We start from the raw sequence: 10996 nt of genomic DNA on the forward strand, positions 1-10996 counted from the left end.
GTTAGAAACCTAGACGGAGAGCGGCGTGCACTCGTTAAGGCGCTCGGAAACCACCCACGGTAACGTCAGGAGAGCCCTTTAAACGCCTCAATCCCTACCTCATACCCTCCGGAGCCTCACAGTCGGAAGACATCGACTAAGGAGCGCTCCGCGTGAGTACACGCCCATGATTTCTTCAGTACCTGTGATATAGATCTCCTCGCGTCCGATCGGGAAAGTATCGCGGTCGAAGCTGTGCCATAGAACCGCTGCCGTCGTCGTTGGCACCGATTGACCTCGTGGAACTGCGATCTCCGCGCGCGGCGGAATCGCGTCGATGAGACCGTGGTGTGCCAGCGCGCCGGCCAGTCACAGGGTGGCGTCGGGCCTGCATTTCACGATTTCGAGCAGGACGAGATGGAGGCCATCCAAAGTCTCCGCCACGAGGCTCTCAAGTTCGTCGACGGGAGCGCCCAGAGGATTATTTGGCAGAGCGTAGAGGATGTGCGCGAAAGTGCCGAAAATCTGCCCAGTGATTCACCAGCCTGTGAGTTATAGGAACAACCCGCCACGAATCACCCCCTGCATCCCTTGAAAACACTGGGATGTGGGGGTTTTCTTTTCCCGCAAAACCCCGCAGGGCAACACTTTGGCAACCACCGTCAGAAGTGCGGCCTGATTCTGCCAGCTTCTGAGCGGCTGTGACCTGGCCGTCACAGAGCAGGGGCCGTCGAACCGTGACCGGACGGTCAGGAGGAGCTGAAGTTGAGCCCGCCACGTACTGAACGCCATAAGCGCTTCCGCATCTTGTCCAACGTCGCCTTCGGTTTCACCTTGGGCTTCACGCTCCTGGTCATTGGTACGGCCGGCTTCTCGACCCCGTTGTCTCATGGACTTGTGTTCGAGTTTTTGTTTGGCTCGATAGCTGCGGGAGTCGTCCTTCGACTCCGCTCGAATCCGGACTATGACCGTCCCAAAGGTTGAGAGAACGAGAAGCGGGATCTACAGCACTCAGTCTCTTAGCGTTCCAAGGCGCAATGGGAGACGAGGCGATCTAAGGATGCGTTAGGGGTAATCAGTCGATGCTGAGCGAGCGCGCGTCGTCGAGGGCGTCGGCCACGAGGTCGAGGTCGTCGTCGAAGAAGTCGTCGTAGGAGTCGAGGGTCGCCGCTACCACCCGCGGTGCTGTCGGTGCTGCACTTGGGCAGGTTCACGTTCTCCGTCCTTCCGGTCACGTGGAAAATGACCGCTTCATTGTGATTTCACCCAAATGGCAAGCGTGAATGCTCACCGCAAACGAATCGAACAGGCATACCCCGTGTGACACGCTTGGACCGTATGACGGGACAGAAGCCCCCGCTCACGCCGATTCAGGGGCCATAATTTGGCACTCGATCGGGACAAATTGAGACAAAATTAGCCAACAGGCGATTAGGTCTCGCCCCAAAAAAGAGAGGACGAGTCTCGACGGGCGCTGCCGTCTATCCATTTCCCGCTCTCGCACCGCAGTGCTACCGCGTGCGGGCGGAGCGGGACGTGGAATTCGGCGAAGTCGACTTCCTCCCGTGTGTCGTCATAGCGTGCGGAGCGGATGAAGAGGGAGAGCACGTCGCTGTAGTGTTCGAGTTTGGGGTGCTGGTGGCCGGCGAGCAAGTCCTCTTGGAGGAGGGGGTACAGATCCCATGCATCGGCGAGCTCGGCGACGTTCCCGAGCGTCGGGGCGGGGTATAAGCGCATGGGCATCCTGTCCGTACAGGTGCGAGCAAATTCCAGTGCGTCGGAGGCCGTCGCGCCAGACGGGGCCGCTGTTGGCAGTCCTCGGTTCACATAGCGGGTCAGGAACGACGCCTCGGCCGGTCCCGGGGGTGGGCGGTGCGGCGCTTCGTCGTCCGGCATGTTCCGCCGAACTCGCGATCGCCCGACGGCTCCGCCAGGGATTCATAGCTGCCGCCCTTCCGAATCCTGGCTTCTGCGTGGGCCTGTGCTGAGGTGCGTGGCTGCTGCTGTGGGAACGAGGATCTGTTGGATCGCTGGTCCGACGACGGCGACGAGCGTTTCGGTGTCCGCTGCGACGAGCGTGGGTACTCCGATGATGCGACGTCCGGTGACGATGCCGACGAGCATCGAGGAGGCGAGGCCAGCTCGGAGGACGGCGTCGGGGTCGAGGCGGTCGCGGGTGCCGACGAGCAGGCGGGACTGGATGAAGTCGCGCAGCTGCCCGCTCGCGGTGTCGTTGACGATCGCGCCGCGGAGCATCGCCATCAGCGGCTCCGACTCCTCGGCCACGCCTTCCCACGCGCTCAGGTAGGCGCGGACGACCCGTTCACCGAGGTGCTTGTCCGGCCCCTCAAATGCGGTACTGAAACGCTCCAGCGCCGCTGGGGTGATGGCCATCACCCCAGCGAACAATTCATCCTTCGACCGGAAATACTGCATCACCTGGGATGCATCCACCCCAGCGTCCAGAGCAACAAGCCGGATCGTGGTGGCGGCGAATCCTTCCCGGGCGAAACGAGCCCGGGCGGCCTTGAGCACCACTGCCCGGGTGTTCACGCCACCAGGTCGACGCCCGCGCCGCACGGTCGGTGTTGGCTGCTTCTGTATCGTCATCAACTCAATATAGCTCTTTCGCGCTTATTTTCTCAACGCTTGTTGAGTTTCTGAGTTTTTGGGCGTACGCTCGCACCGGCCCGAGAGTCGATCCCAGGATCACGAAACCAGAGGAGCTCCGCGATGAGCGAAGAACAGAGAATGTACGTCCCTTCCACCCCGCTGCCCCCGGCGCGCACCGGAGCGCTAACCGCGTTCGATCCCGGAACCCGAACCCTCCAGGCGGGCTTTCAGATCGCCCCGCAGTTCAAGCCGCTGCCAGTCGATATCCTGTTCGAGAAGGACGTGCCCGTGCAGATGCGCGACGGTGTCACCATCTACGCCGACGTCTTCCGGCCCGCCAGATCCGAGAAAGTCCCAGTCATCATGGCCTGGAGCCCCTACGGTAAGGCCCAGGGCTCCTCACTCGCCGTAATGGGCGTGTTCGGCTTGGTGGGTCTGGACAACTCGATCGTCTCCGGACTGGAAAAATTCGAAGGCGCCGATCCGGCGTATTGGGTCGCCCAGGGCTATGCGATCTGCAACCCGGACATGCGAGGCATCGTCGACGGCGAGGGCAGCAGCGTGCTCTGGGACCGACAAGACGGCCGCGACTGCTATGACGTCATCGAGTGGCTGGCGGAGCAGGAGTGGTGCACAGGCAAGGTCGGTATGAGCGGAACCTCCTACCTCGCGGTTTCGCAGTGGTTCGCCGCCGCCGAGCAGCCGCCTCACCTGGCGGCGATCAACCCGTGGGAGGGCGTCAGCGACGTTTACCGCGACCTGGTGATGCGCGGCGGCATGCCCGATACCGGCTTCGCCCGCCAGCTCCAGGAAGGCAGTTTCTTCGGCAAGAACCAAAAAGAAGACATCATCGGCGAGGTCGAAAAGTATCCGCTCGTCAACGACCTGTGGGAGAACAAAATCCCCGCGTTCGACAAGATTACGGTGCCGGCATACGTGGTGGCCAGCTATTCGAACACTCTCCACACCGCCGGAACCTTCCGCGCGTGGCGCCGGATGGCGTCGGAGGAGAAATGGCTGCGCATCCACAACACCCAGGAATGGCCCGACTATTACGACGAACAGCACCAGGACGAGCTGCGCCGCTTCTTCGACCACTTCCTCAAAGACCACGACAATGGCTGGGAGCAGACCCCCCCGTGCGCTATTCACTGCTCGACCTTGAGGGTGGCGACCGGATCGATATCCCCGCCGACCAGTTTCCACCGGCCGACTCCGTGCCGACGAAGTTCTACCTCGACGGCCGCTCTCGCGCGCTGACCATCACGGCGCCCGGCGCCGAGGTGCCGGTGGCGTACACCGTGGCGGCTAACCCGGACGCCGTGTCTTTTCTCACGCGCTTTGCCGACGAAACGGTGCTGGCGGGCTACCCGAAGGCGCGCCTCTTCGTCGAAGCCCGTGACTGCGACGACATGGACATTTTTGTGCTCGTGCAGAAGCTCGACGCCTACGGCACACCATTGGAAGCGTTCACGGTTCCGAATCAGAGCGCAATCGCACACGACCTCACCGACCGTGGTGCGACGATTCTGAAATACAAAGGCTCAGACGGTCGACTGCGGGTCTCGCTGCGTCACCTCGACGAGACGCTGTCGACGGATGAAGTGCCCACACACACCTTCGACCGGGTCGAGAAGCTCGCACCCGGCGAGATCGTCGAGATAGAAATCGACCTGTTGCCGGTCGGGCTGGTGTTCCACCCGGGCGAGCAGCTGCGCTTCGTAGTCAGCTCCCGCAACCTGCTCGGCACGATGATGCCCGGTATCCGCGAGTACGTCGGCGCGAACAGCGGCCAGCACGTTGTTCACACCGGAGGCGAGCACGCCTCATACCTGCAGCTGCCCCTGCAATCGCGATAGCCGGTCCGAGTACCGATAGGGAGCGCTCACCGAGCGTTCCCTATGCGATTTTCGGTGTAACTCCTGACACAGGCCTTGACCCCGGAGAGTGGACACCTCACAAGAGAGAATGTTCACTCCCCGGGGTCAGCGCCAAAGACTTGACAGACCCCGCCGACGGTATGGTGCGGCAGCCCTGAGAACGGAGTCGGGCTATTGTGTGCGCATGTTTGGTTTGACGTTTGAGAAGCTGGTGTTGATCGGAGTGGTGGCGGTCTTTTTGCTGGGCCCGGACAGGCTCCCGCATTACGCAGCAGTGTTGGGTCGTGTGGTGCGGCAGTTGCGGATGTTGGCGTCGGGGGCGTCGGATCGGTTGCGAGATGAAATGGGCCCAGACTTTGACGACGTCGACTGGAAGAAGTACGACCCACGCAAGTACGACCCCCGCCGGATCATCAGGGATGTCCTCCTGGATGCTGGCGACGTAGCGCCCCATGTTCCGAGCCCACCCCGGCGACCGAGCGCCGACCCGCTTTCCCCGTCCAGCGGCGCGGCAGACACGATCTCGCCGGTACCAGCGGCGGCACCGCCGGAGTCCGGACCCCCCCCAGTCAGTCCCGCCGGGGTCTGACGACGCTCGTTGATGTTGCGAACTTCATCAGGCTACGCGGTCATACCTGCCTCCGCGTCGCGGGTGCGTTTGGCGAGTCGGCGGTCGTGGAGAGAGGCGATGCCGTAGGCGGCGAAGTAGAGCAGCACCATCGGGATGGCCAGAAGGAACATAGAGACGACGTCCGCGGCGGGGGTGGCGATAGCGGTGAACAGGATAATGATCAGGCACGCGATTCGCCAGGACTTGATGATGGAGTGGGCGCTGATAACGCCGGCGAAGTTCAGCAAAACGAGGAAGACCGGAAGGACGAACGCGACTCCGATCGCGACGACGAGTTTCAGGACGAAGTCGAAGTAGTTTTGGGCGTTGATGAACGCGGCGTCCTGGGTGGGGGCAAATCCGGTCATGAGTTCCACGACGTGGGGGAGGACGTACCAGCCTGCAGCACAGCCGGCCAGGAAAAGGGGAACGGCGGTGAAGAAAAACCCGAAGGTGTAGCGCTTCTCGGTGCGTGTCAAGCCCGGCATCAAGAACGCGAAGACCTGGTACAGCCACACCGGGCTCGACACGACCAGGCCCACGTAGAGGGAGATTTTCAGTTTCAGGTCGAACGCGGACGTGATATCGGGGTAGTTGATCTGGGCGTTCCGATGCTGCGCATGCACGATCGCGTAGATCGGCTCTCGGAGCGCGTCCCACACGAATCCAGAAAGAAACCAGCCTGCCAGGGCGCCGATCAGGATCCCGGCCGCCGCGAAGAACAGGCGCTTTCGCAGTTCCAGAAGATGCTGGCCCAGGGTCATCTGCCCGTTCGGGTCCGCACGCGAGCGAGCGCCAACGAACATGATGCCTACGGCGCCGGAGGCGGCCCGGCCGGGCCCGACGGTGTCGCGCTCTGCGCGCTGCGCCCTGGCGGGGCGGGCGCCGGGACGGAGGTGTCTGGGACGGGCGTGTCGTAGACGTCTGGTTCCGTTTTGATCTCAGCCTTGAGGATCTTCATCGACTGCCCCACACTGCGCGCCAGCCCGGGAAGTTTGGGTGCGCCAAAAAGCAGCAAAATGATCGCGAGGATGATCAGGAAATGCCATCCAGTCAAATTCCCCAACATATGGTGTGTCCTCTCAGTTCTGAGAATGTCTCAGCAACCTACACCGTCAAGGCGCGTTCGGGTCAGGGGAAGGAGCGTTATATTGCAGCAAAAGGCAAAGTCGATTCCCAAGAGCATGAAGTTTTCATCTTCTGAAATCATGAGGTTGTCTCATCTTCCGTACGCGTTGGGCGCCAGTTAGCCTTTTGAAGTCACCGTTACCTGACTGTGATGCGAGGACGGATGCACCGACGCGACACGGGTGCGAACTGGGGGTCCCGGCCGCGCCATTGACCCACAATGGCAGGAGAAGTCGATGTTCGACCAAAAATTCATCACTCATGCGATCGGCAGGAGCGCAGAATCGCCCCTCGATCGGAGGCGTTTCTTCCAGGCCGCCGGCGTTGCCGGGTTCGGTGTCGGTTCGGCGGTGCTCCTGGCCGGTCAACCAGCTTTCGCTGGCGAAAGCGGCCACGACGACGGCGACAACGGAGACGGGCCCAGCGACTCGTCCATCCTCAACTTCGCCTTGAACCTTGAGTACCTCGAGGCGGAGTTCTACCTGCGGGCGGTTACCGGCTCCGGATTGCCCGACGATATGACGACTGGTCGCGGCGATCGCGGCAGCGTCTCCGGCGGGCGTGCCGTCTCCTTCGACACCCCGCTGATTCGCAAGTACGCCGAAGAGATCGCGGCCGACGAGAAGTCCCACGTGGCCTTCCTTCGCAGCGCACTGGGGAATGCTGCCGTGTCCCGGCCGAAGCTGAGCCTCGACTCCAGCTTCACCGCAGCGGCCCGCGCCGCCGGTCTGATCGGGAGCACCGAGCAGTTCGACGTGTACGCCAACGAGGTCAACTTCTTGTTTGGCGCCTTCATCTTTGAGGACGTCGGCGTGACCTCCTACAAGGGCGCCGCACCGCTGATCAGCAATAAAACCTACCTGGACGCGGCGGCCGGCCTGCTGGCGGTGGAGGCATATCACGCCGGGATCATCCGTACAACGCTTTATGCCCTCGGCGTCAACACGCCGGCCATCTACTCCAGCGTGCAGAAGATCTCGGATGCGAGGGACAGCCTCGACGGGTCCACCGATCTCGACCAGGGCATCGGCACGGCCGACAAGGCGAATCTCGTTCCAACGGACAACAACGGGCTGGCCTTCAGCCGCACCACCGGACAAGTGCTCAACATCGCCTACCTCAACCCGAAGAAGGTACGCTCGGGCGGTTTCTACCCGGCGGGCGTCAACGGCAAGATCAACACGAGCGGCGCCAACTAAGAACCGGCCCCTTTTGCCCGGTAGTCCACAGCGGGCAGAAGGGGCCATTCCGCTCGTCGTCCGTGCCGCCAGCGCCGGACAAGCGGCACGAATGCGGGTTGTCGTAGCGCCAACGGCGTGCGCACGATCGGGACGAAATCGAACGGTGGCGGAGTCCATGGTTCCTGATAGAAGACCTGGCAATGCCTCAATACGTGCAACGCTCGCACGCTGCGACGGACTGAGAGAATTCTTTGGAAGACGCTTGAAGGCGTCCTTCGGTGCCCGCGCAGGGCGCCAGACTGAGCGTGGCACACCGAGACTTCGTCACCGGGCGCCCGTGACAACGGACCCCGGGACAAAGTGGGCCTTGTGCTCGATAGTTTCGCAATGGACACAATGAAGCTGCTGCGGTCGCCGATGCGCCCGAACAGGCGGCGTCGATGAAGCGACCGCTTCCGCGTCGATGAGTTCTTGGTGGAGGGTTTCGGTCGCTACGCGGATGCGATCGGTGACATCGGTGAATTTGAGGTCTCCCAGCAGGGCGAGCACGGCAGACTGGCCAAGAGCCCTCGTGTGGTGTCCTTCGTGAGTTGCTTTTAAAGGGCGTTGGCCGCACGCGGTCAGTGGAACCACGCGGAGCCCAATATCGACTGAAGTTAGGCTGTGGGTCATGAACAACAAACCCCAGACGTGGCATGAGAAACATCGGGATTCCCTGACCAGAGGCCAGCGTGCGGCGGACGTGGTGCGGAACGGAATGGGGAGTTGGCCTTTTGTGGGCAGCTTTGTCGGAGAAGGCGTGGGATCCGTACCCGTATATCCTGCTGAATCTATTTTTGTCGATGCTCGCCGGGCTGCAGGGTGCAATCTTGCTCATAGCCGCTAAGCGTCAGGACGCTATTGCAGGAGTGATGGCCCAACACGATCTCGACACGAATGTGGAATCGAAAAAAGAGATCGAGCTGTTGATGGCGATCAACACTCAGCAACTGCAGATATTGCGGGAGCTGCAGGTTGTGGCTTCTGGGCGCACCACGCCTCAAAGTCCAAAGTAGTTCGCTAGCGCAAAATGTTGCAGTCAAGAATGTTGGACGACGAATTCACGAAATACGACATTGCTCCCGCGAGAGTCGGGAAGACGGCGCGCTCCACCGGGTCAAGGAATACCATCACTTCAAAACTGCCGTGGTTCTTGGCGATGAAGCCAACCAGGCAAAGAGCGATGTCTGTGGCAATGCGGCGGTCAATGATCCTCCATCGCAACCGGACAAAGCGCGGACTTCGATATCCTCTCCCGTTCGCGTCTGCAATCGGACGGCGATCATTGTGCTTCCTCATCTCAATCTGCCCGTGATTCTCGCATGTGGTGCTCGTTTGTTGACGCATCGCCTGCCTTGGCAGTACCGAGCCCGGCTCCCCTCCGCTTCGTCGAGCGGTTCATCACTCCGGCGGCTCCCGGAACTTCGCCCGGCCTCCTGGGAGTGACCATTTTGGGGGTGAATCTTCTCCCTACTGACGTCCAGCTTCACCAGAATTCATGCAAGTCCGGGTCACCCCATTCGTAGCTAGGGACAGCAACCGTCTCTGAATACCCGGTCTCTCCAGGAGTGGACGCCGCCTGGCCGAGAAACTCAAGGTGCATAACGGCGTCTGCGGCATCGGGTTCAGGCCAGAAGGATTCTTCCGGGATAGCGACGAAAGCGCTTGTCGGCCCGAGGAGAAGTGTTGCCGTCACCACTGCGCCCCCGATCAACACCACTGGGATTAACGCGACTGCAGACTTATGTTTGGCGTTGAGCACCACCAAGAGACTGACGAGGGAGTCTGCGATTCGATCTGCCGTCAGGAACGAGGCACCGCCGAACGTAATTCGTCTCATGCGTACACCCTGAACTCGTATCTGTCCATGCGCAACCAGGTTGACATGATGTGCATATCGATGAGATAGCAGGCTCACAACAACGCCTCCTTCGATCTCCGCAACTTCGCCGAACACCATGCACATCTATTCGCGCGCATTTCAAGGCAACGTGTACTTCTGACTCACGTCGGCCGGATACAGGGATGGAAGGGGCCCGGCAAGATTACGAATGTTTTCGAGCTGCTGCAGCGCAGAAACCGGGGCAACTGTGAAGAGAATGTCTTACTGCGGAACGACGTTCCTAACCACAAATACCGTTGCGGATGCGCTCCTGGAGTTCGCCGCAACGCTCAGCGAGTGGCACAAATCCGAAGTAGTAGAGGTGCCGTCCTACACAGCAGACGGTAGCGAAATACTCATTCGCCTTCTCCTTGCCTCCGGCAGCGAACTCATCAGCATTCCCGAGAATACTGTGGGTGACGAACCGGTGACGCACCACGCCGTGTCCGTCCTTCGCTACGACATCAACTCTCTCGCTTCGGTGTCCAGTACTGAAAGCATCGTCACACGTGCAGTGGCATCAGCGTCCGAAGACTGGTCGACCGAGGACCACTGGGACGACGTCTACTAAACCCGGCCAACATCATCTACCAGTCATGCCCGACGATCACACTGCCGCAGCTCATCATCTGAGGTCCTGACTGAGCGAGACCAGCCCTGAACCCTCAGGCGCGGCGAGACCAGCGGCATCCTTCTACATGTCTGAACAACGACAGGACTGACGCAGGAATCTCCGCTGCAACGGGCCGCCCTACGCCCCCAGACACCTGCCCGCGTGTGACTACGCAGTGTCGAGATCCGTGCTGTCCCCATCCAGGATTGCGTTCCGAGCGCCGAGAATGTGAGCGCGCATCATTGCTTCGGCCCAGACGGCGTCGTGTGTCCGAAGCGCCGTGAGTATGTCGCGGTGATGATGATTGCTGCCTGCCCGAAATCTCCCACCATCGCGGCGAAAAACCTGCGCCATCATCGGGATACGGCCAACAGAATCGGTCAGATGGATCAGCTGCTGATTCCCCGACGCCGCCACGCTGATGTGATGGAATTCGGCGTTGAGCTCGCCAAGCCGGGTAACCCCTTCATCGTCAGTGGCGAGTACGAATTCGTCCATCGACACGATGAGATCAGCTAGTTGTCCGAGAATTTCATCGCCGATCCGGGTGGCAGCCAAACCGGCAGCTCTACTCTCCAGGCCTGCGCGCAGGTAATACGTCTCCCGCACCTGTTCCTGAGTCCACGAGGCAACCGTCGCACCACGATTGGGTGTGAAGTCAACGAAACCGGCTTCGTCCAAGCGACGCAAGGCCTCGCGAACCGGGGTCCGGCTCAGACCCAATTCTTCGGCCAAGGACTGCTCCCGGAGCACCGCTCGGGCGGGAATCTCACCCGACAGTATGCGGCGCCGAAGATAAACGAACGCGGCCTGTCCGCCTGTAACTGGCTCCGCACCGCGTGTGACTCCGGTTGTCTGCACTGACACCATGGCGTATCCATTTCATACTCACCTGCGCGCCAACAATCTGAACACGCACGATACTTTCAGGTGAGCTCGATTATTGCCCACTAGCCCCGCGGAGGCAACGACGGCCGAGAAAACGAAAGCGGGTGTGCCTCCCTTGGTCAGGTCGCGGAGGGGGGGAAAATCGCCCTGGGCTACGGGGCTACGGGGCTACGGGGCTACGGG

General features: G+C 61.2%; 12 protein-coding genes and 1 pseudogene. 6 read left to right on the plus strand and 7 right to left on the minus strand.

The features are described from left to right. Nucleotides 1-1410 precede the first annotated feature (1410 nt). Both QN345_RS10410 and QN345_RS10415 read right to left on the minus strand, forming a co-directional pair. Nucleotides 1411-1716 carry a hypothetical protein gene (locus QN345_RS10410; RefSeq protein ID WP_322136645.1) on the minus strand — a complete coding sequence of 102 codons (306 nt, stop codon included), beginning with the start codon at nt 1714-1716 and terminating at the stop codon, nt 1411-1413. A gap of 201 nt (nt 1717-1917) precedes the next feature. Then, nucleotides 1918-2589 (minus strand): TetR family transcriptional regulator, encoded by a 672-nt coding sequence (locus QN345_RS10415; RefSeq protein WP_322136644.1) that lies wholly within the window; start codon nt 2587-2589, stop codon nt 1918-1920. A gap of 123 nt (nt 2590-2712) precedes the next feature. On the opposite strand from QN345_RS10415, the gene QN345_RS10420 reads away from it, so the two are divergent. From QN345_RS10420 to QN345_RS10430, 3 genes are all read left to right on the plus strand, one after another. Continuing rightward, a complete protein-coding gene (locus QN345_RS10420) occupies nt 2713-3852 on the plus strand; it encodes a CocE/NonD family hydrolase (RefSeq protein WP_323505295.1) in 1140 nt (379 codons plus the stop codon). Next, the gene (locus QN345_RS10425; protein ID WP_323508631.1) at nt 3777-4451 is read left to right on the plus strand and encodes a CocE/NonD family hydrolase C-terminal non-catalytic domain-containing protein; all 675 of its coding nucleotides are present in this window, start codon (nt 3777-3779) and stop codon (nt 4449-4451) included. The genes QN345_RS10420 and QN345_RS10425 overlap by 76 nt, the downstream gene beginning before the upstream one ends. A 205-nt stretch (nt 4452-4656) precedes the next feature. After that, a complete protein-coding gene (locus QN345_RS10430; protein WP_322140594.1) occupies nt 4657-5061 on the plus strand; it encodes a twin-arginine translocase TatA/TatE family subunit in 405 nt (134 codons plus the stop codon). 32 nt (nt 5062-5093) lie between these two features. On the opposite strand, the gene tatC is transcribed toward QN345_RS10430, so the two are convergent. Together tatC and QN345_RS10440 are read right to left on the minus strand one after the other, a co-directional pair. Beyond that, on the minus strand, nt 5094-5846 hold the full coding sequence (tatC, locus tag QN345_RS10435) for a twin-arginine translocase subunit TatC (RefSeq protein ID WP_322136641.1): 753 nt from the start codon (nt 5844-5846) through the stop codon (nt 5094-5096). Nucleotides 5847-5893: 47 nt separating this feature from the next. Further along, nucleotides 5894-6151, minus strand: coding sequence for a twin-arginine translocase TatA/TatE family subunit (locus QN345_RS10440; RefSeq protein ID WP_322136640.1), 258 nt, complete (start codon nt 6149-6151; stop codon nt 5894-5896). Nucleotides 6152-6446: 295 nt separating this feature from the next. Between QN345_RS10440 and QN345_RS10445 the strand changes: the two genes are divergently transcribed. Then, nucleotides 6447-7409, plus strand: coding sequence for a ferritin-like domain-containing protein (locus QN345_RS10445; RefSeq protein ID WP_322136639.1), 963 nt, complete (start codon nt 6447-6449; stop codon nt 7407-7409). Nucleotides 7410-7792: 383 nt separating this feature from the next. On the opposite strand, the pseudogene QN345_RS20595 reads toward QN345_RS10445, so the two are convergent. Beyond that, a pseudogene (locus QN345_RS20595) lies at nt 7793-8015 on the minus strand (hypothetical protein); the annotation flags it as partial. Nucleotides 8016-8122: 107 nt separating this feature from the next. Between QN345_RS20595 and QN345_RS10450 the strand changes: the two are divergent. Then, nucleotides 8123-8446: a DUF1003 domain-containing protein gene (locus tag QN345_RS10450; protein WP_323508630.1), complete on the plus strand. Its 324-nt coding sequence runs from the start codon at nt 8123-8125 to the stop codon at nt 8444-8446. Nucleotides 8447-8916: 470 nt separating this feature from the next. Here QN345_RS10450 and QN345_RS10455 read toward each other — a convergent pair whose 3' ends face one another. Next, the gene (locus tag QN345_RS10455; RefSeq protein ID WP_322136637.1) at nt 8917-9390 is read right to left on the minus strand and encodes a hypothetical protein; all 474 of its coding nucleotides are present in this window, start codon (nt 9388-9390) and stop codon (nt 8917-8919) included. Between the two features lie 130 nt (nt 9391-9520). Between QN345_RS10455 and QN345_RS10460 the strand changes: the two genes are divergently transcribed. Next, nucleotides 9521-9883, plus strand: a complete 363-nt coding sequence (locus QN345_RS10460) for a hypothetical protein (RefSeq protein WP_322136636.1) — start codon at nt 9521-9523, stop codon at nt 9881-9883. A gap of 210 nt (nt 9884-10093) precedes the next feature. Here QN345_RS10460 and QN345_RS10465 read toward each other — a convergent pair whose 3' ends face one another. Beyond that, entirely contained in the window at nt 10094-10795 is a 702-nt protein-coding gene (locus tag QN345_RS10465) for a GntR family transcriptional regulator (RefSeq protein WP_322136635.1), read from the minus strand. Nucleotides 10796-10996 lie beyond the last annotated feature (201 nt).

The organism is Cryobacterium sp. 10I1, from assembly GCF_035019805.1.
Taxonomy (GTDB): Bacteria; Actinomycetota; Actinomycetes; order Actinomycetales; family Microbacteriaceae; genus Cryobacterium; species Cryobacterium glucosi.

Bases quoted from the DNA above. Each gene is read 5' to 3' on its own strand.
- QN345_RS10410 (WP_322136645.1), bottom strand. From the start codon at position 1,716: ATGCGCTTATACCCCGCCCCGACGCTCGGGAACGTCGCCGAGCTCGCC.
- QN345_RS10415 (WP_322136644.1), bottom strand. From the start codon at position 2,589: ATGACGATACAGAAGCAGCCAACACCGACCGTGCGGCGCGGGCGTCGA.
- QN345_RS10420 (WP_323505295.1), top strand. From the start codon at position 2,713: ATGAGCGAAGAACAGAGAATGTACGTCCCTTCCACCCCGCTGCCCCCG.
- QN345_RS10430 (WP_322140594.1), top strand. From the start codon at position 4,657: ATGTTTGGTTTGACGTTTGAGAAGCTGGTGTTGATCGGAGTGGTGGCG.
- tatC (WP_322136641.1), bottom strand. From the start codon at position 5,846: ATGACCCTGGGCCAGCATCTTCTGGAACTGCGAAAGCGCCTGTTCTTC.
- QN345_RS10440 (WP_322136640.1), bottom strand. From the start codon at position 6,151: ATGTTGGGGAATTTGACTGGATGGCATTTCCTGATCATCCTCGCGATC.
- QN345_RS10445 (WP_322136639.1), top strand. From the start codon at position 6,447: ATGTTCGACCAAAAATTCATCACTCATGCGATCGGCAGGAGCGCAGAA.
- QN345_RS10455 (WP_322136637.1), bottom strand. From the start codon at position 9,390: ATGGTGTTCGGCGAAGTTGCGGAGATCGAAGGAGGCGTTGTTGTGAGC.
- QN345_RS10465 (WP_322136635.1), bottom strand. From the start codon at position 10,795: ATGGTGTCAGTGCAGACAACCGGAGTCACACGCGGTGCGGAGCCAGTT.